Origin of the sequence: Mesomycoplasma neurolyticum (assembly GCF_900660485.1) — a bacterium.
GTDB classification, from domain to species: Bacteria; Bacillota_I; Bacilli_A; order Mycoplasmatales; family Metamycoplasmataceae; genus Mesomycoplasma_A; species Mesomycoplasma_A neurolyticum.
This window is the reverse complement of record NZ_LR214951.1, coordinates 317,794-342,189: the sequence shown is the minus strand read 5'-3', so window position 1 is coordinate 342,189 and position 24,396 is coordinate 317,794. Positions and strand designations below refer to the sequence as shown.

The 24,396-nt window shown below is 21.4% G+C and carries 27 protein-coding genes and 1 tRNA gene; 13 read left to right on the top strand and 15 right to left on the bottom strand.

Going from position 1 to position 24,396, the window contains the following annotated elements:
- The first annotated feature begins 10 nt into the window (after window positions 1-10).
- Both EXC65_RS01490 and EXC65_RS01485 read left to right on the top strand, forming a co-directional pair.
- Window positions 11-3,511: an Mbov_0399 family ICE element protein gene (locus EXC65_RS01490; protein WP_129719731.1), complete on the top strand. Its 3,501-nt coding sequence runs from the start codon at window positions 11-13 to the stop codon at window positions 3,509-3,511.
- A 95-nt stretch (window positions 3,512-3,606) separates the two neighbouring features.
- Entirely contained in the window at window positions 3,607-4,911 is a 1,305-nt protein-coding gene (locus tag EXC65_RS01485) for an exonuclease/endonuclease/phosphatase family protein (protein ID WP_129719730.1), read from the top strand.
- Between the two features lie 1,739 nt (window positions 4,912-6,650).
- Here EXC65_RS01485 and EXC65_RS01480 read toward each other — a convergent pair.
- The 10 genes from EXC65_RS01480 to EXC65_RS01430 form a co-directional block, all read right to left on the bottom strand.
- Window positions 6,651-7,421, bottom strand: coding sequence for a DUF3800 domain-containing protein (locus tag EXC65_RS01480; protein WP_165001319.1), 771 nt, complete (start codon window positions 7,419-7,421; stop codon window positions 6,651-6,653).
- Window positions 7,422-7,569: 148 nt separating this feature from the next.
- Entirely contained in the window at window positions 7,570-8,253 is a 684-nt protein-coding gene (locus EXC65_RS01475) for a TIR domain-containing protein (RefSeq protein WP_129719728.1), read from the bottom strand.
- A gap of 93 nt (window positions 8,254-8,346) precedes the next feature.
- The gene (locus EXC65_RS01470) at window positions 8,347-9,792 is read right to left on the bottom strand and encodes a hypothetical protein (protein ID WP_129719727.1); all 1,446 of its coding nucleotides are present in this window, start codon (window positions 9,790-9,792) and stop codon (window positions 8,347-8,349) included.
- A gap of 148 nt (window positions 9,793-9,940) precedes the next feature.
- Window positions 9,941-10,636 carry a hypothetical protein gene (locus tag EXC65_RS01465; protein WP_129719726.1) on the bottom strand — a complete coding sequence of 232 codons (696 nt, stop codon included), beginning with the start codon at window positions 10,634-10,636 and terminating at the stop codon, window positions 9,941-9,943.
- Window positions 10,637-10,639: 3 nt separating this feature from the next.
- A complete protein-coding gene (locus EXC65_RS01460; RefSeq protein ID WP_129719725.1) occupies window positions 10,640-11,842 on the bottom strand; it encodes a hypothetical protein in 1,203 nt (400 codons plus the stop codon).
- Between the two features lie 245 nt (window positions 11,843-12,087).
- Entirely contained in the window at window positions 12,088-12,489 is a 402-nt protein-coding gene (locus EXC65_RS01450; RefSeq protein ID WP_129719724.1) for a single-stranded DNA-binding protein, read from the bottom strand.
- Between the two features lie 21 nt (window positions 12,490-12,510).
- On the bottom strand, window positions 12,511-13,269 hold the full coding sequence (locus EXC65_RS01445; RefSeq protein ID WP_129719723.1) for a DNA-processing protein DprA: 759 nt from the start codon (window positions 13,267-13,269) through the stop codon (window positions 12,511-12,513).
- A gap of 60 nt (window positions 13,270-13,329) precedes the next feature.
- A complete protein-coding gene (locus tag EXC65_RS01440) occupies window positions 13,330-13,608 on the bottom strand; it encodes a hypothetical protein (RefSeq protein ID WP_129719722.1) in 279 nt (92 codons plus the stop codon).
- 86 nt (window positions 13,609-13,694) lie between these two features.
- The gene (locus tag EXC65_RS01435) at window positions 13,695-13,973 is read right to left on the bottom strand and encodes a hypothetical protein (protein ID WP_129719721.1); all 279 of its coding nucleotides are present in this window, start codon (window positions 13,971-13,973) and stop codon (window positions 13,695-13,697) included.
- 1 nt (window position 13,974) lies between these two features.
- Complete coding sequence (locus EXC65_RS01430; RefSeq protein ID WP_129719720.1) at window positions 13,975-14,760, bottom strand: ParA family protein; 786 nt, start codon at window positions 14,758-14,760, stop codon at window positions 13,975-13,977.
- Window positions 14,761-14,942: 182 nt separating this feature from the next.
- Here EXC65_RS01430 and EXC65_RS01425 point away from each other — a divergent pair, with 182 nt between their 5' ends.
- Window positions 14,943-16,109 carry an Mbov_0401 family ICE element transposase-like protein gene (locus EXC65_RS01425; protein WP_129719719.1) on the top strand — a complete coding sequence of 389 codons (1,167 nt, stop codon included), beginning with the start codon at window positions 14,943-14,945 and terminating at the stop codon, window positions 16,107-16,109.
- Window positions 16,110-16,257: 148 nt separating this feature from the next.
- Here EXC65_RS01425 and EXC65_RS01420 read toward each other — a convergent pair whose 3' ends face one another.
- The 4 genes from EXC65_RS01420 to EXC65_RS01410 form a co-directional block, all read right to left on the bottom strand.
- Window positions 16,258-16,467, bottom strand: coding sequence for a hypothetical protein (locus EXC65_RS01420; protein ID WP_129719718.1), 210 nt, complete (start codon window positions 16,465-16,467; stop codon window positions 16,258-16,260).
- 14 nt (window positions 16,468-16,481) lie between these two features.
- Window positions 16,482-16,865, bottom strand: coding sequence for a hypothetical protein (locus EXC65_RS01415; protein WP_129719717.1), 384 nt, complete (start codon window positions 16,863-16,865; stop codon window positions 16,482-16,484).
- Between the two features lie 435 nt (window positions 16,866-17,300).
- Window positions 17,301-17,468, bottom strand: a complete 168-nt coding sequence (locus EXC65_RS04440; RefSeq protein ID WP_165001318.1) for a hypothetical protein — start codon at window positions 17,466-17,468, stop codon at window positions 17,301-17,303.
- Window positions 17,469-17,635: 167 nt separating this feature from the next.
- Window positions 17,636-17,851: an MAG6790 family protein gene (locus EXC65_RS01410; protein WP_129719716.1), complete on the bottom strand. Its 216-nt coding sequence runs from the start codon at window positions 17,849-17,851 to the stop codon at window positions 17,636-17,638.
- Window positions 17,852-18,086: 235 nt separating this feature from the next.
- Between EXC65_RS01410 and EXC65_RS01405 the strand changes: the two genes are divergently transcribed.
- Genes EXC65_RS01405 through EXC65_RS01375 form a run of 7 tightly spaced genes read left to right on the top strand, consistent with a single transcriptional unit; the run spans window position 18,087 to window position 22,751 of the window.
- The gene (locus EXC65_RS01405; protein WP_129719715.1) at window positions 18,087-18,827 is read left to right on the top strand and encodes a YebC/PmpR family DNA-binding transcriptional regulator; all 741 of its coding nucleotides are present in this window, start codon (window positions 18,087-18,089) and stop codon (window positions 18,825-18,827) included.
- A 6-nt stretch (window positions 18,828-18,833) separates the two neighbouring features.
- Window positions 18,834-19,286, top strand: coding sequence for a transcription antitermination factor NusB (locus tag EXC65_RS01400; RefSeq protein ID WP_129719714.1), 453 nt, complete (start codon window positions 18,834-18,836; stop codon window positions 19,284-19,286).
- Window positions 19,255-19,707: a hypothetical protein gene (locus tag EXC65_RS01395; protein WP_129719713.1), complete on the top strand. Its 453-nt coding sequence runs from the start codon at window positions 19,255-19,257 to the stop codon at window positions 19,705-19,707. The genes EXC65_RS01400 and EXC65_RS01395 overlap by 32 nt, the downstream gene beginning before the upstream one ends.
- Before the next feature lies 1 nt (window position 19,708).
- The gene (locus EXC65_RS01390) at window positions 19,709-20,437 is read left to right on the top strand and encodes a TlyA family RNA methyltransferase (protein ID WP_129719712.1); all 729 of its coding nucleotides are present in this window, start codon (window positions 19,709-19,711) and stop codon (window positions 20,435-20,437) included.
- The gene (locus EXC65_RS01385; protein WP_129719711.1) at window positions 20,430-21,590 is read left to right on the top strand and encodes an aminotransferase class V-fold PLP-dependent enzyme; all 1,161 of its coding nucleotides are present in this window, start codon (window positions 20,430-20,432) and stop codon (window positions 21,588-21,590) included. The genes EXC65_RS01390 and EXC65_RS01385 overlap by 8 nt, the downstream gene beginning before the upstream one ends.
- Entirely contained in the window at window positions 21,577-22,005 is a 429-nt protein-coding gene (locus tag EXC65_RS01380) for an iron-sulfur cluster assembly scaffold protein (RefSeq protein ID WP_129719710.1), read from the top strand. The genes EXC65_RS01385 and EXC65_RS01380 overlap by 14 nt, the downstream gene beginning before the upstream one ends.
- Window positions 22,006-22,007: 2 nt before the next feature.
- Complete coding sequence (locus tag EXC65_RS01375; protein ID WP_129719709.1) at window positions 22,008-22,751, top strand: MurR/RpiR family transcriptional regulator; 744 nt, start codon at window positions 22,008-22,010, stop codon at window positions 22,749-22,751.
- Between the two features lie 85 nt (window positions 22,752-22,836).
- On the opposite strand, the gene EXC65_RS01370 is transcribed toward EXC65_RS01375, so the two are convergent.
- Window positions 22,837-22,911 (bottom strand) — tRNA-Trp (locus EXC65_RS01370).
- Window positions 22,912-23,095: 184 nt separating this feature from the next.
- Between EXC65_RS01370 and rpsP the strand changes: the two genes are divergently transcribed.
- The 3 genes from rpsP to rplS are packed head-to-tail and all read left to right on the top strand — an operon-like array spanning window position 23,096 to window position 24,393.
- Complete coding sequence (rpsP, locus tag EXC65_RS01365; RefSeq protein WP_129719708.1) at window positions 23,096-23,350, top strand: 30S ribosomal protein S16; 255 nt, start codon at window positions 23,096-23,098, stop codon at window positions 23,348-23,350.
- A 22-nt stretch (window positions 23,351-23,372) separates the two neighbouring features.
- The gene (trmD, locus tag EXC65_RS01360) at window positions 23,373-24,047 is read left to right on the top strand and encodes a tRNA (guanosine(37)-N1)-methyltransferase TrmD (RefSeq protein WP_129719707.1); all 675 of its coding nucleotides are present in this window, start codon (window positions 23,373-23,375) and stop codon (window positions 24,045-24,047) included.
- Window positions 24,037-24,393 (top strand): 50S ribosomal protein L19, encoded by a 357-nt coding sequence (rplS, locus tag EXC65_RS01355; RefSeq protein WP_129719706.1) that lies wholly within the window; start codon window positions 24,037-24,039, stop codon window positions 24,391-24,393. Before trmD ends, rplS begins: the two co-directional genes overlap by 11 nt.
- Window positions 24,394-24,396: the final 3 nt, after the last annotated feature.

Below are 24,396 nucleotides of genomic sequence, written 5' to 3'. Positions count from 1 at the left end.
AAGGAACATTATGAATAAAAAGCTTAAAATACCAATGTTATTGTTTTCTACTACATTAATAAGTATTCCATTTTTTGCAATGTCAGCAAGCATCCAGAAAGTGATAAAAAACAAAATAATTCACATTCCTAAAAAAAGATACAATGTTCATTACAACACTACATATGGTGGTACATATTTTGATAATATTCATTTTTTTGGTGAAAGTTATTTTGGTCTTGTTGGTTTAACCAAAACAAAGGACTGATATAATATAAAATATAATGATTTATTAGAAAACATTTCATCACACTTTGATAATTTTAATATTTATGATTTAACTCGTTCATATAAAAATCAAATTATAGATTCATTTTCTTCATTAAAAAATAAATATTTTAAATATTTTAAATTTATAATTACATCAAAAATATTTGATGATGAAAAAAGAATAGGTAATTATTTATCTAATAATCGCTACCAAGCAGCATATGAAGCATCAGTTCCAATTGAATTTTGAATAGATATAGAATATAAATTGGCAGATTTAAATGAACCTATTGAAAACATAAATAAAACAAAAACAGTAATAAATAATAAAAATTTAAATAATGAATTTGTTTTAACTTCTTATAATAATTCAAAAAATATTTTTGATAAATCAAAATTAAATTTTAATGATGAAAACTATAAATCAAATGATCAACAAGTTAAAGAAAAAAATCAAGAAATTTTAAATTTAGTTAACAAAAATAATAATATTGATCCTTATTTTCAATTAAATTATGAGATAGTTCCAAATATTTCAAAACAATATTATGAGTTAATAGCTAAATATAAAATAGGTAATATCGATAAAACGGTATCAGTTGCAAATATTGAATATAAATTTAAAAACGCTAATATTTTACAAGGTATTGAAAATCAAATTAAATACATATCGGGAGTTTATCCTGAGCTAAAAGAACCAACAAAATATAAAATTATTGAACATGAAATCCCAGAAAAAATAGATGATTTAAAAGTTGATTTATTATATTTTGGTAAAGATTTTTATCAAACTTTACCAAGAGTAGAATTTACAACTAATTCTGCTTCAAATGAAGTTTTATTTATTAATGATGAACCTGTTCCTACAATAGATAATATATTTGTTTATCAATTTCAAGACAAAAAGCTTTTAAAACAAAATTATAATATATTAAAAAAATTAAGAAGCACATATGATAATTACAATAAAACTCATGATCAAAAAGATCTAGAAAAGTATAATATAGCGAAACAAGAGTGAGACAATATTAACACCTATAAGGTTGAAATTAAAAAATTTAATGCAAAAACTAAAAATTGAAATACTATTTATATAAAAAATGTAGTTGTAGCTTCGCAAATGGATGAATTAATTGAATTGAAATTTTATGCTTGAAATCCAGAAAAAAATCTCGAACAAAAAACAATAATTGAACAATATTTAAAAGATCCAAATGGGCATTTTATCTTAGATGAAAATGGACAAAGAATTAAAAACCCAAAATTTAATCCTTTGATAAATGTTCAAACAGGAACAAACCCTGAAATTGTTGTGTTATTTGCAAATCGATCTAACACAAAACCTTTTTATTTTGATGATGGTTGATTTAATTTGCAAAATCCATTGAATTCTAAAGGAGAAATTGAAAATGTAAAATATGATCAAATATTTCCTGAATACTCACACAAAATTATTGCAGAGGCTCATGTTGTTTATGGTGGTGTTAATTTACAACTTAGTGATGAAATAGAAAAATTTGAAGTTTGAAATCTTATTCCAAACGAAAAAGGTGTGAGATTTTGAACCAAAAATCAAAAATATAGCAAAACTGGCAACATAAATTATTATAAAAATAAAAATAATGTTTATTCTGAATTAGGTCTATCATTATTTTTAGCTAAAACAAAAAATGGTTTAACAAAAGCAAAAATTGTTTTAATTAAAGAGAATAAAGGAAGTATTACCAAAGAATATAATGATGAAAAATTTACTACTATAGAAAATTCAACTGGTGTTAGTTTTTGAGAATATCATTGAGGTAAGCAATTACTTATTTATTTAAGCACTAAATTCAATATTTCAGAAAATAATTCTAAAAAATTATCTTATGAAGAAATTTTAAATTATTGAAAATTATATGTAAATGATGTATTTCAAAATACTAAAATTGTAGGTATAAGACCTATTGTTAATACTTCGGAAATAAAAAATTTATTTTCTAGTAACCTAAAACCAAAAAATAATCAACAAAAAGATATTTTAATAAAACAAGCACTTAAATTTATATCAATGCCTTATTATCGTTTTATTAAAACAAATGTTGAATTAACAGATAACAAAATTATTTTTAATTTTGAACCGTTAACTAACTTTATTGTTATGGAAATATCAAAAATCGAAATTGATATTGAATATGGAAATTTTTTAGATATATTCATAAATAAAGATAAAATTAAAAATTTTTATCTTAAAAATAATAATATAACTGAAGAAGATTTAAATTTGCCATCAAATAATTTTTTCAATAAAGAAATATATGAAAATTTGATTATAAATAATCTTATAATCAATAAGTTTATGGGTGAAAACGGTTTTTTTAATGGGAGAATTAATTTTAAATTTAAATTAAAAGAAAACAAAAACTTTTTTTATGATGATAAATGATATTCAGTGTTTTTTGAAAGTCAAAAGAATTTGAAAAAAAATACTTATAATTTTGAAAATGAAAATAAATCAAATAATGAAGAATATATTTTAGCTCCTAATTTTTCTGATGATAAAAATGATGAAAATAGTAACAATAAAAAAATTGATGAAATTTCAAATACTTCTACAAATGATGAAATTGATAAAATATTAAAAGATTTAGATGAAAAATTAGAATTAAATCCTAATTATGACATTAACGAAAATAACAAAAAACAATTAAATGATTTTTTTGAAAAAAAAGACATTGATGAATATTTAAATAATTTAAATTTAAAAAACAAAGATAAAATTAAAGAGCTTATTAAAAATGGGATATTAACAGAAGAAGAATTAAAAAATATTTTAGAAAATTTAGATATAGTAAAATTAAACAAAATATTGTTAAAAAACAACGATTTATCTGATGTTTATTTGGCTATTGAAAATAATTTAATTGAACAATTTAACAAGTTTAAGATTGATTTTAAAAAGTTTTTAAAAATTCAAAATCCAGAAAAAATAAAACTACTTGTTAAAAAAGATTTGCTAAATAATATTATTTTAAAAATAGGTTTTAAAGATAGCGTATTTGATAATATTTTTGATGTTGAAGTGGAAAATGATTTAACTAAATTAACTGAAGAGCTAGATAAGCTAAATATAAATTCAGAAAATGAAAATAAATCAAAAATAATTAATTTTTTTAATAAAAAAGAAAATCTATATTGATTTGTGCCTTTGCTAATAATTTCAATAGTTGGTGTAAGTGTTTTAGCATGAATATTAATAATTAGAAAGAGAAGGATTGATTAAATATTAAGTACTAAGTAAGTACTAAGTAAGTACTAAGTAAGTATTGACAATTTACTTAGTACTTAATATTCCATTTAAAAAACATGAGGGAAAATATGAAAAAAAGAACCAAAATATTATTATTTTTAATTTTTATTATTATTTCACCAATAATTGCTAGTGGTGGTTATTATTTATGAAATAATTACATTGTTAACAAAATAAATGATAATCCTATTAAAAAAACTAAAAATAATACTAAAAAAGAAAAACTTCAAAAGTCAAACGTAAAAGTTGGGATGTGAAATGTTTATAAATTATCTGCAAATTCTAAAAAAGAAAAATATGAAGCTTTAGCAAAAGTTATTTTAAATCAAAATTTATCTTTAGTAGGTTTAACTGAAATAATGGGTGAAAAAAAACGTAATGATAATTTAGCTATTGAATTTGACATAAATGCAAAACGTGCTGTAGATAAAATAAAAAATACTTTAAATGACTTTGATAGTGAAAAAGATTGAGATTATGTAATTAGTTCAAAATTAGCATCAAACTCGAAATATCAAAATCAAAATGAAACAATAGCTATGCTTTATAAAATTAACTATTTTGAACCTATTCCTTTTGTGGGTTATGAAAATTTAGATCAAACATTATTAAAACATGGTTATGATAAAAACAATTGACTAAAAAAATACAATCTTAAAAATGAAGATGAATTAAAAAACAAAATATTAATTAATAATCAATATAAAAATACATTACTAAAAATTTATAATAATGAAAGTGATATAAATAAAAGTTATACTGAAAAGCAATTATTAGGTATTAATTACATAAACACACCTTGAGTTGCACAAACAAACAAAAACAATAAAACAATTCAATATGCTCGAAGCCCTTTTGGTGTAATGTGAAAGTCCAAAATTGATAACCAAACATTTACAACAGTTGTAGCGCATTTAGATGCACCCAAAGCACAAGAAAATAGACAAGAAGAAAAAAGTGAATTTTCATCATCACAAGGACAACATGAAGTTGAAGAAGCGTTGAAAATAAATGATGTAATGAACTTTTTTGATGTATTAGATGGTGATAATCAAAATTTGATTTTTTTAGGAGATACAAACATAACTGAAAAAGTTGGTCCAATTGTTTTTGAACCATTAATAAAAAATGGCTTTAAAACAGGGCTCGATTGAAACACTAAAACTTCATTAGGGAAGCAAGAGCTATATTCAAATCCTTATGACAGAATTTTTTATAAAGGTCAAATATTTCAAGATTTTGGTTATTTTAAAGAATTTGCTAAAATAAACAAAAGTAATATTGAAAATGGTTATTTTAAAAAATATCAAAAAGTTAATTCAGAAATAAGTGACCACACTTTGGTTTATGCTATATTAAAACTAAATAATTAAAATGATTTCCTGTGCACATTTAAAAAAATATAAAATTTTTTAGTAATTTTATTTTTTGTGTTGTAATGTACAAGAAATCTTTTGTAAAAAAATCCACAAAAAAACATCTTTTGAATGTTTTTTTTATAATTAAAATAGTTAATAAAAATAATTAAATTATTTTGTACTTTTGAAAATTTGTGATAAAATAATTATATGGTCAGTCCTGGGTATGTCAATTTGATATAAATCTGGGGGAAGAAAAAACACTCATATGAGTGTTTTTTTGGTTTTGGATTAAAAAATAAAACAATCAAAAAAAACACCTTTTTTGAATATTCTTTTTTACCTAACATAACTAGTAGGTAATAAATTACTTTTATCATTTATTTTTTATAAATATTACTTATTGTTTCATAAAATTTATTATTAAAAAAAATTTTATGAAATTTAAATCAATTTTTCCGGAAAAAGACATCTCAATAAATATAAGTTAATTTTTTATATTAATATAAATTAACAAAATTAAAAAATAAAATGCTTTTTTATATATGTACCAGTTAGGTATTTATGTGTAATAAAAATAATTAATATTAAAACCTGTTTTTATTTTTTAATTCAAAATAAAATAATTCGAATGTTTAAAATATAAAATATTCCAAAAACCCCACCAACAAAGGGTGGGGGTGGATCGCTGCCAATGCAACGCCTTGATCATATTATGAATATTATACTTGATTTTATTTATATTCAAAGCGTTTTATTTTAAATATTTGATATTTTTCAATATTATTTAACATTTTTAAAAAATTTCAACTTTAAAATATTTTTGTTTTTGGAAAAATTATTTAATTTATTATATCATTCAGAAAAAAGAAATTCCATTTTTAAAAAAATCTAACCAACATTCTTTTGGGTGTTTTTTTGACTAAATTAAATAATTTTGCACAAGTTATGAATATAAAAAATAATAAGTAATTAATAACTAATTAGTAATTATTTAGTTATTAATACGTTGTTATTTATTAATCAAAAAAAAGCAAGCATAAACTTGCTTCTGTCTAGTTCCTTGTACTTCGACATTCTTATGTCATACAATTAGTGAAAACATGGATTTCTAAATGTAGATAGACAATTTATATAATTTCTACAAATACATATTATAACATTTTTTCTAATAAAAAAGCAGCTAACACTACTTTTTAGCCAAATTGTTGTTCCTTCTAATAAAATAAATATTGTAAGATCCAAGAAGTCTAGAAATGTGGACTAAGCATGAAATAAAATAAACATTTTATTTTTTCGTATATGAATTATAGTATAAATAAAAAACCACTCTAATAAAAGAGTGGGTTAGTTTTTTTACTCTAACATAAACTAACAAAGTCGAAAGATAAATGCTTTTTAAGCCCAACCCAGCTCGGTATTTATGAGTAAATAACAATATTAATTATTGTGGCTTATTTTCATTATACCAAATTTTTGTTATTTTAATAAGATTTAATTTATATTTTTTATTTGTCTTTTTTATTTTTAATGTAGAAAATGGAGTACAGTAAATAAATTTAAGTGATCATACTTTAGTTTATGCTATATTAAAGATTAAATAATTAAGTAAATAAAAAAGCAAGCTATAAGGCTTGCTCCACCTAGTTCCTTGTACTTCGACATTTTTATGTCATACAATTAGTGAAAAAACACGGATTTCTAAATGTACATAGACAATTTATAAAATTTCTACAAAGTCATTATACCACTTTTTAAAAATTATTTTTTATTTTTTTTAATTTAAATTTTTTATTTTGAATTGTTGGTAAAATTAGAAGAAAATATTTAATATTTTTTATTTGTCTTTTTTTATTATGAAAAATAGAATTTAAATTATTAGCAACTAAATCAGCTGATCTAATTAAAGAATTTTTTTTTGAATTTGCATAACTTAAATTAATTTTTAAATCTTCTTTATTAAAAATTTTTGTGTTAAATAATGGATTTATAGTTCCGTTTAATTCTGCGCTGATAAGTTTTTCTAAAGAATAATAACCATTGCTTTTTGTTGTTTGATTATCTATTTTAATATTTATAATAGTTTTTATGTCAAAAGAAATTTTTTTAATAATTTCTAGTTCTTTTAATGTTTCTTTTATTAAAATTTTGATTAAAAAATCTTTATTTCTTCCTATACTACTTTTATCCTTAAGATCAATTGAATTTCATTCTTTAAATTTAGAAATAATTCCTATTTTGTAGTATTTTGACAAAGATTTAATCAATCTTTTCCTATCTTTATATGAAGTATTAGAACCTTTTATTTCTCTATTATCACTATTTTCACCTATTTTATTTTTAATTTCTTTTTCAATAGATTTATGTAAATTGTTAGCATCATTTATATCTTTTTTATTCAAAAAAACATAGCCAGCATAAACAAAAAATTCATCCTTAGTTTTTTTATTTATTGTTCCAGAATCATCAATAAAAAAAGTTATTTCTTGTATTTTTGTATTTTCATTTTGTTTGTTTTTATTCAAATATTCTCCTTTGCATGTTTTAATATTTTATTTCATAATTTAATTATTAATTATTTTCTACTTATTTTTTTAAATAATTGATTTATAGCCCAAAACTAAGATATCTTTTTAGACATTTTAATTTAGTTTTGTATACAAGCTTAAAAAATTAATTTAATATCTTTGCATTTTTCAATTCTTTAATAATATCTAATTTAATTTCTTTTAATTCATGAATATATTTTTTATAAAGCATCCCATTGATATCTGAAGGTAATTCAACATCGCTTTTATACAATATCATAATTTTATTTTTAGGTAATTTTCCATATAGTATTCCCATTTCAAAAATTACATTTTGTCTAGCTCTGTATTTACTTGCACTACTTCCTAAATCTTTTTTGTAACCTACATCATCAGGGGTTAAAAGTACAAAAGCAAAATCACAACTATCAATATCACTAATAACTTTATCTAGTATTGAATAACCATCGTCGGGTTTTTCCATGCTAGTTGAAGGATGTAATTTAGATTCTAATAAAATAACTTGAAGTTCTAATTTAGCTCTTTCATCATGGCCATGGACTATGTAAATATTTTTATTAATTTCTTTTTCATTGTTTTTTGGATTTTTTATTTGATTTATTTTTTCTATAAATTTATTTTTTATTTCATTATCTCACTTACCTATAAAAGCTATGGTTCCTGTGCTTTCATATCAATGAATTGAATAATTTTCTTTTTTAGCTTTCAATGTAATTTTGCCAATATTTTCTTCTATTGAAAAATTCTCTTCTTTTAAAAATGTTTTAAATTTTTTTATTTGATTTTTATTTAATCTAATTTTAGTCATTATTTCTCCTTTTATAATTTTTAAATATTTTAATTTTTAAAAATAGTAATTACTAAAATAGTGCTTATTAACTAATTAGTAATTACTTTTTATTTAAATAATAGATTTATAGTGCAAACCTCAAATATTTTTTTTTGATACTTTGCCTGCTATAGATTCAGAATTGTATTTTTCAGCAAAATCAACTTCTTCATTGAAGAATTTTTCAAGCTTTTTAGCCGCTTGTTCTTTAGTAATATCTCAATCTAATTTAATATTAAGCTTTAGCACAGAATGACCTTGAATTATCTCTTCGTATTTGAAAAATTTATCATCTAATATTTTTTGAATTTCTGGATCGAATTTTAACCTTTCAATTTTTTGTTTTAATTCTGGGTTTTTATCTTTAATTAAATTATATAATCATAATAAAAAGTTAAAATGATCAGCAAACATTTTGTAGTTTTTAGCTACAAAGCTATTTGGGTATTCATATTCCAATCAAAATGGTGTAGGTAGAGTTTCTACATTTGTTTTACCTGTAAATGCTTCAATGATTGTTTCATCTTCAACTGATGAAGAAGGGTAATTTCTAGGGTCAAGAAGTTCAATAGCAAATTCAATATTATTGTAAAGTATTGTAGCAATATTTGCTTGTTCAGAAAATGTTTTATCAGGGTTGGTAATACTTGAAGCTAATTCTCATCAAAGATGAGCCATTCTAGATTTTGTTCCATCTATAGTAGATACATAGCCATCAAATAAAACATCTGAATAAATACCAAGTAATAATTGCCCCATTGTTAATATTACGCCATCTGGTCCCATTTTATCTAATTCTTTCATTCCTTCTTCATCATTTAAATCGTCATATTTTTCTGCAAATTTTTCCATTTGTTCAATGTTAAATAGCCGATTAAGATTGTTTTTTCATTTCTCGTAGCTTAATTTTTCTTTTTCATATTGTGTAGCATCTTTAGGTGTCAAAGTTTGAACTACTTCTTTTGAAGCTAATTCTCTATTTTGCTGATAAAACTCTCCCGCTCCTTTTAATAATTGCTTATCTTGTTTATATCAGTAATTATTTAACAATTCATGTGCATAGTCTTTAGTAAATTGTCTCATTTCTTCTTCAGTTGTTGGTTGTTTTCGTTTACTTGAATATCATTCATAGTGTAATTCTGGAACACTAAAAATTCACTCTACAGATTCGCCTAAATTTGTTCTATTTTCTACATCATATTTAGGTACTTCTTCATATTTAAATACTTTATTAAATTTTCCATAATTAGAATAAAAATCTTCTTCATTATTTGGAACCTTAATATCACCACGTCCAATTATATTTACCCCTGGTATTATTGTTGAATTACCAGGTTTGAACACTTTACCAATACTAGGTGGTTTTTGTGGTGTTGGTTTTGCAGGTTCGCTTTCAGCTTCTCTTGGTTCTCCAAATATACGATGTTTACCAATTGTTAAACCACATGAAACAAACGAAAGTGATGAAAACAATAGTAAACTTGTTAATAAAATTGTTTTTTTATATTTTTTTTTCATAGTTAAATTATATACATTTTTTAGATTAAAAATGCTTTTTTATTCCTTTCGTTTTTTTGTTTTTGCTTTTATTAATTTAGTAGTTAATAAGTAATTAGTAAGTACTTAATAATTACTTAGTTTGTGAGTAATAAATTAGTTTTATTATTTATTTTTTATAAATATTATTAATTTTATTTCAAATTTTTGTATTTCAATTATTTATTGGGAAATTAGTTTTTAATTCTAAATAATATTGTTCTAAATCAAGATTTATAGTATTTTTTATTTGATTATAAACCATTATTTTAAATTCTTTTTTAGAATATTTTTTCTCTATTAATTGTTGTATTGTAAAACATATTTCAAATAACCTAATTTCACTATTTTCATAATCAAAAATATATTCATTATTTGTTTTATGTTTTTTCGGAAGATAATAATAAGCTTCAGGGCTTCAAAGAAAAATTATATCTTTTTTACTTTTATATTCTTTTATTTCATCACTTAAATCTTCATCATCAAAATATAGTTCATACGATCTACCCATATGTTGATTTAAAAAGTCTATTGCATCAGAATAATCGATACTATTTAAAATGTTTTCATTAAAATGGTTTTTTAATATTTTTTTATCTTTTATAAATTCATCATTTTTTAAAAATTGACTATAAAATAACAAGTTTTGTATTTTTCAATATTTTTTAAAAAATTTCAACTTTAAAATATTTTTGTTTTTGGAAAAATTATTTAATTTATTATATCATTCAGAAAAAAGAAATTCATCTTCTATTTCATTAATATAATATTTTAATGTTGTTAAATTAAATTTTAAAATTTCTCATTCTTTATTTTTTAATATCATTTCTTATTTCCTTAAAATTAGTGTTTTAAATAAATCCGCAAGTTTATTACTTTTTTTCATGATAAAAATATCATTTAAAATTGGTTGTGTCTCTATTAAACTAATTTGTTTAACAAATTGACTTTCAAGACACAATTCAACATATTCCAAACCAACAACTATTTCTCTGATTATTTTACTTAAGTTTGTTTTATATTTTGAATTATAAAGAATTGTTTCTTTATTCATAATGAAAGTATTAATTGCCATCTTAATATTTTCAACTGAATTCAGAGCTCCTAGTCAAAAGAAATTTTTAGTTTCAATTTTTTCTTTTTTAATAAATTCTAAAATTTCAAATGAGTTTTTTTTAACTAAATTTATTATTGCTTGTGAAATATCTTTGGCGCTAATATTTTCATCAATCAAATAATTTGCTTCATTATTATTTAAAATCTTGCCATAAACTTTAAATATTTTTTTTGCTTTTGTTTCAGTTAAATTGAAATTATTAGAAAATTCTTTAATCATGTCATTATAATTTAAACTTAATTCTTTATACTTGATAGTTGAATCATTATTTATGAGTGCCAATCATGAATTATTTTCATCTATGTTTATAACAATTTTTTCAGAATTTGTGTTAGTTTCAATGTTTATTAAATTTTGGATAGAATTAATGTTTGTAAATATATTTTCAATTTTTAAATCGAAATTTTGAAAAAAGTTAGTCAAAAATTGAAAATATTTTTTAGAAATATAAGTTGCATTATACTCTACAATTAAATTATCAGCATTTTTATTTAATGGTCAAGTTAAATATTGTTTTTTTTCATGCTCATAATTAGTTGTGAATTTTTTTGCTTGAAACAAAATTAATGAATATTCATTTTTATTAAATGTTTTTTTTGCTTGCTCAATGTTTTGATTAAAAATTTTATTATCAATTATTTTTTTATTATTATTAATGTTAGTGGTAATTTCAAATTGTTCACTATTAAAATGAATATCTCTAAAATTATTTAAATAAACAAATATTTTTTTAATTTTAGCTTTTAAAAAGGTATTTATTTCATTTAAAGAACTTTCAAAAAACTTTTGCATCATTTCGTTTTTATTACTTTCTTTACTGAAAATTAAAATATTGTCATTTTTTATTTTTTCAAAAGCATAAAGCCCAAAATTATCTTTTGAAATTTTTGCAACAACTTTGATTTTTCTTTTCATAAACACCCTTTCATAAATATTATTTTAATCTTGTTAAAATTCTTAATTTAGCACTTCTACTTCTGTTATTAGTTGATATTTCATCATTTTTAGGTTTTAAAGAAATATTTTTTCACTTTTGTTCAACAATAATAGAAAGTTATAGTAAGCTTTTTTATTGATTTTATTTAAATATTTCTTAAATTAGTTTTTATTTAATAAGTAATTAGTATGTACTTATTTAGTACTTAGTAAGTAAGTATTTATTAAGTATCAGAAACTTTTATTCCTTTATAGTTTTCATCTAAAACTATTCTTTTTTTCTCATTTTTATTTTTATTTAATTCCATTTGTTTTTTAGTTTCTAAAACTTCAACATTTGTTGCATTAAGTATAATGTGCGTTTTTTTCTGATTATCTACAATATCTTCTAAAATATTTATAGTCGCTTCAACAAAAATTTTTACTCCTTTCATTGCATATTTATTTAATATTTCTGCTGTTTTATTTCAAGCAACAAAAGGTATAAAATCGGTAATTTCATTACCTTCATTTGACTTATATTTTCTTCTTATAGCAAGTGTAATATAAGTGTAATAATTATTATTTGCGCTTGTCATTAACTTAAAATCATTGGCAATTCTTCCAGCTAAAAAAACTTTATTCATTTATTTTTTACCTTTGTATATTTATTTGTTTTTTAAAACCTTAATTGAAGTTATTAAATTAACGCCTTGTTTTATTAGTGTTGTATTTCCATCTTCTTCTTCATTATCTCCTTCGCTAGGAAAACAAAAAATTTCTTTTCCTAATTCTAAAAAATAATTTACTAAATTCATAATTGCGCTATTAGTTTTAGATGAGTATATAACCAATAAATTTGAAATAGATGCCATTATTCTATTTCTATTTTTTATGTGTATTTTTGTTATTTCAGTTTTATCAAGATATTCAGAAATAATTAAATTATTTTTATGAATAGTTACTTTATTAGCAAAAAATGGTTCATTAACTCCATTTGCTGAAATATAAATTATTTTTCCATTATTTTTTTCAAAATAATTAATTATATTTTGATCTAAGTTTTTATAGCTAGCTGTAACTAAAACACTATTTTTGTTTACTTCTGGTAATGATTGCTCTAAATACTTTTTAACTTTTAATGTATTTTTATCGCCAGTTAAAGCAATTTTACTTTTATTTTTTAATAATTTGATATTTCCCTTGTAAAAAATTACAAAAGGTGGTTTATCTAAATATTTAAACTCTTTTGGATATTTTTTATCTAAAATTGTTATTGCTTGTATTTTTTTGTTTTGTATATCATTTTCAATTTCTATTATCTTATTTTTATCAATTTTTTCTTGTTTTTTTAGTGCATTAAAAATTGATAAAAAATCGCCATTATATTTAATAGCAAAATATATTAAAATTAAATTCATTTCCATATTTCCCCTTTTTGATTTTTTAATATTAATTACTATCTAAGTATTAAAATTACTAATTACTTAGTAAGAATTTAATTCTAATTCTTCTTCTAATTCATTTAGTTCATCTTCTATTTCATACAAATCTTCAACATCGCCTCATCTATAATGATTTTCTGAAGCTTCATCCATAGGATCAAATAAACCATTGTTAAAATCATTTTTTAATTCAACTAATTTTTCTAAAACTCCCATATAAATTAATGTAAAAGATGTATCGTTATTATCTTTAGCTTTAAAATAGTTATTAGCAAATTTTTCTATTGCTTCTTCTAATATATAATCTTCATATTTTTTCATATTTTTCCTCATGTTTTTAATTTATTAGTAAATAGTAAGTACTTAGTAGATACTTAACAACTAGGTACTTACAAAGTATTTAATTTTTAATTATTTTGTTGATCATAAATATATTCCAATATATCTTCTAATACTTGACTTTTGGTTTTATTTGTTTCATTCGCTAATGTTTCAAGCATTTTAGCATATTCAATAGGTATAGAATAACAAAATTGATTTCTCGTTTTTTTGTTTGCAATTTTTTTTACAAATAATTTTTGGTTATTTTTATTTTGTAATTTTGTTAATTTTTCATCTGAATTTTTCTCATTTTCATACGCCTTAGCATAAGCACTTTCAAGATTAATTTTTCTATTAATACTCATTTTATTTACCCACTTTTTTAAATTCTAATAAATTCACTAAATCTTCATATGCTTGAGAAACTATATTTTTAGTAGTTAAATAAATTGGTAAATTTTCAAAAGTAATTGAATTACTATTAGAGATAGAACGTGGGATAGATACTTCACATAACCCAGGTTTAGGAAAAAAATTTTGTTCTTTAAATACTTTTTCTAATTTACTTCTTTTTAATGTTTTGGTTGCTACTAAAGCTTCAATTTTTAAATTAGAATTTCGTTTTTGTGCGTCTTCAATATAAACTTGCATTTTAGCAAGTCCTTCAAAACCATATGCATCAAATGTAAAAGGAATTATTGCTCCATCTGCAACAAGTAATGTACTAAAAGTACTTAATGATTTTTTTGGTTCAGTATCAAACAAAATATAATCATAGTTATAGTTATTTTCAATTTCTGAAATAATTTCTTTTATGTGTTTGGTTTTTTCTCCATAATGCATTGCTTCTAATTGAGCTTCTTCAAATTTTCTTCAATTTTTTCCAGGAGTAATTAAATCAATATTTTTATAAATATTAACAATTGCATCTTTTATTTTCGCATCATGAAACACTAAATCATAAAGTGTGTAATTAATTTCAATTTTCTTTTTTAAAGGATTAACAAAACTAGTCAAAACATTATTTTGACTATCTGTATCTATTATTAATATTTTAAATCCTTTTGTTGCTAAAACAGCAGCATAATTAACAGTAAGTGAAGTCTTTAAAACCCCACCTTTATTATTAACAAAAGTTATTTTCTTAGCCATAAAACCTTTCTGGCTAAATAAAGTACAATGTAAAAATTATATCATTAAATATTAAAAAAAATTAAAATTAATTTCATAAATTTTTTTAATATTTAAAAAATTAATTTAAAAATATTAAAAAATAATCAAATAATATTTTTTTAATAAAAAACATATAATTTTTTATTATGACAATAAAACTAATGTGCACATGAGCTTTTGAAAAACAAATAAAAAAATTTGATAAAGCTGAAATGCTATTTAAAAACTCGCTGCAAAGAAAAGAAATGGGGCTACATATTCATAGTATAATTATTAGAAAACTCAAAACTATTTGTGGTGTATGAGAATTTAAAAAAATTAGATATAGAAACAAAAATAAAAATATTATATATTATGATAACCCACACTTTCAAATAGAAAAACATAAAAATATTGATTCAAACTTAAAAAAAGATATTTTAGAAAAAATTCGAAATAGATTAACATATGAAAACGTGATAAAAAGCTATCCTAAAAATACTATTTCAATATTTAGTATTAGGCAAATAATAAAAAAAAGCTTTATAGACAAAAACCAAAAAACAACTGTTTTTAAAAAAATAGAAAATGAAAAAAATATTTATATAGAAATGGATGACACATATGCCAAACTTCAATGAAATAGCAAAAATAAAAAATATTTAAATAGATTAGTTGTTATTCATACAGGGCTTGATAACAAACGAAATGTTAAAAATAAAACTATTTTAATAGAAACTAAAAATACTGATTCAAGCAAAATTTCAGTTAATCAATGAGTTGAAATAATAAAAACCAAAATTAAGGAACTCTACAAATTTAATTATAAAAATATTATTGTTATTGGTGATGGAGCAACATTTATAAAAAAAATAGCTCAAAAATTAAATGCTAAATACATTATTGATTCATGGCATTTAAAAAAAATATTGCAAAAATTAGTTGGTTATGGTTTATATTCAAGAAAAAATAAGCATTTTTTTAAATGATTTAATATTCAAAACAAAGTAACAATTTACAAATTTTGTGAAAAAGAAATTATGAAAGGTAATTATGCTCTTGTTTTAGATGTTATTTATGAAGCAATACAATTTACAAAAACTCAAAATCATAATGTTGATTTATCTATGAAATTACAAGAATTCTATAATTTTAGTAAATATGTCGAAAATAATAAACAAGGTATTCAAAATTTTGCAAAAAACTTTTATATAGGTTCACGTACAGAGGCTTTTGTAGCAAATATAATAAAGAAAAAAATCAAGAGATTCACAAAAATAGGTTTAAATCTTTATAAATTTCTTATTTATAGTGGGAAAAAAAATAACGAAAATTTATTTTTCATATAGAAAAAAGTAGCTAAATAAAAAAACACTAAGTAGTGTTCTTTTACTGTTGCTTAAAATTAAAAAAAAATAATTTTTTTAATAGTTTTATTAAATTTTTGGTTTATAATAAATTAGTTAGGTAAAAAAACCACAAATTTATCATTTCTCTCTAATTTTGAATATTTGATATATTGTTTTTTGGTATTTGAATTAAAAAACCATGTACTTTTTCAAAAAATACTTTATCATGTCCGACCTTTAATATTTTAAAATTTAAAATATTTAAAACAATTTCATTACTTTTAATATCAATAAAAATATTTTTTAATTTATAAGGTTGTATTTTAAAAACTGGTGTTGAACTAGAAAAAATTTTCAAATCTCTAACAAAAACTAAAAAATTATTGTTAAAAAAAGTTTCATTAAAATATTGTTTGTTGTATTTTTTTGTTCAAAACTAGTTTTATCTATGTTTTTTATTTCAAAAAGTGATGGAATTTTCTCTTGAGGAAAATATTCATTTAATTTTTCTGGTGAAGTTATTAATTCTTTGTTGAATTTTTCTAGTTTGTCTTTATTATTAGAAACTAATTCAGCTATTAGAGAATAACTTTTTGCTTCTTCTAATGTTTTGCTATCAATATTTATTTTTTTTAAAAAATGCTTGTGGAACAATACATAATCATCTTGTGTTTGAAATGAATTGTCAAAAGTAACTGAAGGTTGTTCTGAACTTTTTATTTGCTTAGTTTCATTACATGAAATAAAAGTCATCATCGGAATTAAGCAAAACAAAGATAATCCATTTTTTTTCTTATCATTTTTTTTATTGAGTTGTGTAACTAACAGCTAAATCAATTTCTTCATTACGGAGCATTTTTTCATGTTGTAAAATTTCTATTGTTATTTCTTCATTTTTTTGCTCAGTATAAGTTATAAGTTCAGAATTTATAGTTCTATTTTTAGATATTACTAACTGTTTGCCATCTTTATCTCTTATTCAAAAGTCAAAATCTTGAAGTATTGGTTTTTCAATTATGTTTTTACTTCTCTCAAAATAACATCAAGGTTTGTATGCATCAAATTTGTCATTAAAATTTCATACTAATGATGTTTTAAGTGTTTGACCTTTTTTAAAAAAACTTTATGAGTTTTAGTTTTATTTGATTTATAGTTTTTCATGAATCTTCTTTTATAGTAAAATATTTTAAATTATTTAAAGCTTCTTCAAATTTTTTCAACATTTAAAATACTTGCTGCCATTTTTTTATCTAAAAAATTATTGTTTGTTGAAGAACTTAAAAGTGCTGAAATTGTTATTAAACTATCTAAACCTTTGTTGTAAACATCTTTTTTTAATTCTATTATAGAAGCTACCACCCCTGGAAGAAGTAAAGCTGCATAACTTATTCCTCGATTATCAAATTCTTCTGTTTCACAAACTTCCTGGAGCTGCTATTGTGGTGATTTTGTTTTTTTAGTAAAAAAAATATAAATATATTAACTTAATATTTATATTTTTATTTTTTTAAATACTAATTTTAAAATTAGTAAATTTTAATTAATTTATCTTTTGAAAAATGGTTGCCTTTTTTCTTATCTCTTTCAATGTGATAGATTTCAATAGGAATATTTCCTTCGGTGTGTAACCCTTTTTTTTGCTCTCTAATAAATCTAATTATTTCTTTTTCAACATCTTCAAGTGTATGACCTTCTGCAATAACTTTTTTTGAAGATTTTAGAATTGCTTTATATTGGTACATATGTACTCTCCTTTATAATTGTAATATTTTAAAAATTACAATAAAAATTAAATTTTATTATAATTAAATTATATATTTTTTTTACATTTTTTTTATCTATATTTGATAAATAGGTGAATTTAATAAATATAGATAAAATTTAATATAAAAAACAAGAACTTAAGCATAAAAATGCACTTTTTTAGTATAATTAAATAATTAATTTATAAATAAAGAATAGGAGTTTCGAATAATTATGGCAGGACATTCAAAATGAGCGAATATAAAACATAGAAAAGGAGCTCAGGATGCAATTAGAGGAAAAATTTTTGCTAAATTTTCAAAAGAAATCATGATAGCAGCAGCAAAAGGTGGACCTGATCCTGAAACTAATTCAGCATTAAGATTAGCTATTTCAAAAGCAAAAGCAAAATCTATGCCCAAGGCTAACATTGATAAAGCTATTTCAAAAGCAACAGGAACATCTAAAGAAGGTGCAGATTTTAAAGAAATTATTTATTCTGGAACACTACCAGGAGGGGTTGTTTTTTTAGTAATAAGTTTAACTGATAACATTAATAGAACTATTTCAAATGTTCAAGCGCTCTTTAAAAAAGCTAATGGAACTGTAGGTAAGCAAGGATCAATTCCATATGTTTTTGAACAATTAGGTGTATTAGAAATAGATAAAAGCTTAGCTGATGAAGAAACATTAATGCTTTTTGCTTTAGAAAATGGAGCTAACAATTTTGAAACAACAGAAGAAAGTTTTGAAATTTATTGTGAGCCTGGGCATTTTCTTAAATTAAAAAAAGCTATAGATGATCAATTTAATTTTGAGTATAAAACTGCAGAAGTTAGTTATATTCCTAATGAATATGTTGTTCTAGAAAAAGAAAGAACAGCAAAAATTCTTGAACATATTGAAAGATTTGAAGCTGATGATGATGTTCAAGAAGTATTTCATAACATAGATTTAAGTGTTTTAGAGGAATAAACATTTATGGAGCAAGTAAAAGATAATTTTAAATCCAATTCTAATGAAAATAGACTAACTTATAGAAAAATGATAATTTCCATTCTTTATCAATTTGAATTAGAAAACTTAATTGTTAATTCTGAGGTGGTAAACAAAAAATTCAAATTAAACCAACAAGAAAAAGAAACAATAAGTTTTATAGAAAAAAGATATACTTTTTTTAGGGCAAGCATTATTAAGTTTTTAGAAAAAAAAGAAACAACTTGAAGATCTACAAAACCTTTAATTAGAGCTATTTTAATTTTTGGTACTTTTGAACTTTTATATATCACAAAAGAGATTGTTATAAATGAATTTGTTGAACTAACCAAGATTTATACTTTAGAGGAAAAAGAAAATGACTATAAGTTTGTTAATGCTATTTTACAAAAAGTTAGTGAATTATTTGAAACAACTGAAAAAAAGAAAACAAATTAAAGTTTTTTTAAAAAAAGAAAATGCTTGAGAAAAATACAAATTTACACTCTCTGATAATAAAGTTTTTTTTCTATCATTAAAATTTAAAACAACATTTAATTTACCTTTAAAACTAAAAGAAATGCAACGATTTGAACACTCTCTTTGCTATGAGTTTGACACTAAAACATTTATTAGCATTGCTGAGATTCTTTTAAAAAAAGAAAATTTAAAAAGTGTTGAAAAAATAGATTTTTTAAAAAAAGAATTATCTAGTTTTATTTTTTATAAAATTAAATATTTTTCTTTTAGTCAAATGTCAAAACAATTTTTATTTGAAAAACAAGCGCGTGAACACTTTAACAATTTTTCAAATGCATTAATTGAACAAACACCAAATTTTAATTTAATAATTCAAAAAGTATTAGGTATTTTTTATTAAAATGAAAATTAAATTATTAGATTTAGTTTTAAAAAAAGGTTATAAAAATGCTGAAATTTTAATTAGAATTGGAAAAGTAAAAGTTAATAATGAAATAATCTTACTACCACATCAAAAGGTAAAAATTGACAGTATAATTCAAATAGATTATCAAGAAAAAAAATGAGTTTCAAGAGGAGCTTTAAAATTACTTAGAGCTATTGAATTTTTTAATTTAAATTTTGAAAATAAAATTGTTTTAGATATAGGTTCTTCCACTGGTGGTTTTACTCAAGTCGCACTAGAAAATAAAGCTAAAAAAATTTATGCATTAGACTCAGGGACTAATCAAATAGATTATTCGTTAAGACAAAATTCTAAAATAATTGTTATGGAAAAAACTAACTTAAAAACTATTAGCTTTCAACTATTTAATGAAATAATAGACATAATTGTTTGTGACGTTTCATTTATAAGTTTAAAAGAAGTCTTTAAAGTTATAGGTGAAATTAGTGATTATAATACTGAAATAGTTTTATTGATTAAACCACAATTTGAAGCATCCAGTAAATATGTAGAAAAAAAAGGTTATGTTGATGAAAAATATCATGATTTTCTTATAGATAGAGTTATTAAATATGGTTTAGAGTATAATTTTAAATTATTAAATATTACAGAATCGCCAATTACAGGCAATAAGTCAAAAAATAAAGAATATTTAGCATTATTTAAAAAGGTGGAAAATGAATAACGAATATCGAAAACTATTTCCTATGCTTAAAAAAATTACATATTTTGACAATGCGGCATTAAGTCAGAAACCTTATTCAGTAATAGAAGCATCAAGAGAATTTTATGAAAATTTTGCTATTAGTAATAGAACTTCTGAATCTGAAATTGGTATTATTATTTCTCAAAAAATTGATAATGTTAGAGTAAAAATAGCTAAATTAACTGATTCAACAACAGATGAAGTTATTTTTACATCTGGAACTACTCAATCATTAAATAATTTTGCCAATATGATTGAAGAGCATATTTTTGAAAACGATGAAATATTAATTTCATATTATAATCATAGTTCTCATATTATACCTTGAATTGAACTAGCTAAAAAAAGAAAAGCTAAAATAGTTTATTCTGAAAATTTAATAGATGATATCAATGAAAAAACCAAATTAATTTGTTATAGTCAACAAACAAATAATTTTCAGATAAAATTAAATTTTAAAGAATTGTATGAAAAAGCCAAAAAGTACAATAGTATATTAATTAATGATGCAGCACAAGCTATTTCAACTGAAGTTGTAAGTCTTAAATGATGTCATGTTATTGCTTTTAGTGCCAATAAAATGTATGGTCCTACTGGTTTGGGTGCTCTTATAATAAAAAAATCACTTTTAGATAATTTAAGACCCGCCACTTTTGGTGGTGGTTCTGTAGAAAAAATTGTAGATTTAGATACTAATGAATGAAATCAGAAAAATACAATTGAAAAATTCGAACCTGGAACATTAAATCTTGCTGCAATTTGACAATTTGAGCAATCACTAAATTTAGTTGAAAAAATAACTTTAAAAAAAATAAAAAAATTAGCAACAGAAAGCGCAATATATTTATATGATCGTTTACTAGATGTAAAAGATCTAATAATTCATAGCAAAAGAGGCGATTTAATCACTTTATTCACTATGAAAAATACTTCAGCACAAGATGTAGCTTCTTATCTTGGACATAATAATATTTATGTTAGAAGTGGAATTTTTTGTTCTAAATTAATTCCATTTATTAAAGAAGAAAAAAATTATGTAAGAGTTTCGATTGCTTTTTACAACAATAAAGAAGATGTAGATATATTGGTTAAAACTTTACAAAAGGGTGGTGATTTTCTTGACTTTCTCTAAGGATGATAAAAGACAAATAATCATGGATTATTATTTAAATCCAAGATTTAAAAAAGAAAATATTGATAAAACTAATTCACATTATCTTCATAGCAATAATTGCGTTGATGAAATATGAATAAATTTAAAAATTGAAGATAATATTTTGAAAAATGCAGAATTCGAAGCTATTGGATGTGCTGTTTTTTTATCATCTACTGATATTTTTTTAGAAATTGCAAAAAATAAAACTATTGATGAAATAAAATTAATTGTTGAAAATTATGATAATTTAATTCATAAAAAATCTGAAAATATAAAGAAAAACATTTTAGAAAAATTGTTAGTTTTTGAAGATGTTAAAACACATTTGAATCGACTTGAATGCGCAAATATGATATCTAAAATTGTTAAAATAGCTATTGATAAGGGATAAAAATGAATATTAAATATTTAAATAATTTAACAAAATTAACAAAAAGTGAAAAAAATTTAGAAGAATGAATTGAAGAAAATCCTATAGTTTTTTTAAAAACAAGTCTAAAAGATGTTTTAGATATTTTATCTTTAAATTCACCTTCAATTGTGACAAAATATGTTAAAAAAATAGGATATAAAAATCTCAAAGAATTTAAATTATCAATTAAAAATAAATTAAAAGAATCACCACAAAAAATAAGTGAATCTTTCAGTAATCCATTGCTTTATTTACAATCTAGGTATTATTTAACAATTAATGATATTTATAAAAATATTGAAAATAATTTTTTAGAAAAAAGTTATTTTTTATTAAAAACTGCTAAAAAAATTTATATTTATAAAAATCAAGAATTCAATTTTTCATTTAGTGATTTTGAAAATTATTTTAAAAATAGAAATAAAAAAATAGTTTATTTTGATAATTATGATTTGTTATTACATAATTATGATTATGAAAATGAAATTATTTTATTTATAGATGATTTTGAAAAAGACATACATTTTGAATTTATAAATGCACTAGATAAATTAGAAATAAAAAGTATTATTTTATCAAAAAATGATTTTAATTTTTCTTCTAAATTTATTGCATATTATAAGTTAAAAAATAATAATTTTAAAGATTTGCACTTTTTTCAAAACAATTTAAAACTATCTTATATATTTTTGTTAGATTTATTAATAAGTATTTTTGAAAAATAATTTTTTTTTATATTATTCAATAATTAAATCTGTTTTAATAAAAAGACAGATTTTTTTATTAAATTTTGAAAAAGTATAAAAAAAATGGCAGAGGTGACAGGATTCGAACCCATAACACACGGGGTTGAAGCCCGTTGTTCTACCGTTGAACTACACCTCTACTGTAATCTTATACATTATACAATATTTTGTTTATTTTGTATATTTTTTTTTGTATAGAAAAAAATTAAAAATGTAAAGCAAAAATGCTTGATAAAATTTTTTTTTAGTGTAAAATATTCTTATTATTATTTAAATATAAAAAATAAACTTAATTTATATTAAACAAAAGAAAGGTAAAAAAAATGGTAAAAATTAGATTAAAACGTTTAGGAAATAAATTTAATGCTTTTTATAAAATAGTTGCTGCCGACTCAAGAGCACCAAGAGATGGAAGATTTATTGAAATTTTAGGTCATTACAATCCACATTCAAAAGAATTAAAAGTAAATAAAGAATTAGTATTAAAATGACTTAAACAAGGGGCTATTCCTACAACAGTTGTTAGAAATTTATTAAAAAAAGAAGAAATTTTTAAAACATTTGCTGAGTCAAAATAATATTTACAAATAAATAATTTTTATGAAAATAAATTTTTTAACTCTATTCCCTAGATATTTTGAAGCTTTTAAAAATGAATCTATTATTGCAAAAGCAATTGAAAAAAAGATTATTGAAATTAATGTAATTGATATAAGAGATTTTTCACAAAACAAACATAGAAAAGTGGATGATGAAATCTTTGGTGGTGGTCATGGTATGCTTTTGCAAATTGAACCTATAGATTTAGCACTCAAAAAAACTAAAGGTTTCAAAATAGCTTTAAGTCCACAAGGCAAAGTCTTTGATCAAAAAATGGCTAAAGAATTTTCTAAATTAAAAGAAATTACATTGATTGCTGGAAGATATGAAGGTTTTGATGAAAGAATAATTGATTATTTAGTAGATGAAGAAATATCAATCGGAGATTTTGTGCTTACAGGTGGGGAATTACCTGCAATGGTTGTTGCAGATGCAATTATTAGATTGGTAGATGGTGTTATAAAAAAAGAATCTCATGAAAATGAATCATTTGAAAATGATTTATTAGATTATCCACAATACACTAGACCAAGAAATTACAAAGATTTATTAGTGCCAGAAGTTTTATTTAGTGGGAATCATAAAAATATTGATGCTTGAAAAAAGCAAAAACAATTGGAAAAAACTAAAAAAAATAGACCAGATCTTTTAGAAAGGAAAAAACATGCAAAATAAATTAATATCTATTGTTGAGCAAAAACAATTAAGAAATGATATACCTAATTTTAAAGTAGGTGATAATGTTAGAGTTCACGTAAAAATTAAAGAAAACAACAAAGAAAGAATTCAGGTTTTTGAAGGATTAGTAATTGTTAGAAATAGTACAGGGTTAAGAGAAATGTTTACTGTAAGAAAAATTTCATATAATGTTGGAATTGAAAGAACTTTCCCAATTAACTCTCCTTTAATTGAAAAAATCGAAGTTGTTCGTTCAAACAAAGTTAGAAGAGCAAGACTATATTTCATGAGAGATAGAAAAGGTAAATCTGCTAGATTAAAAGAAATTAGAAATAAAAAATAAAGC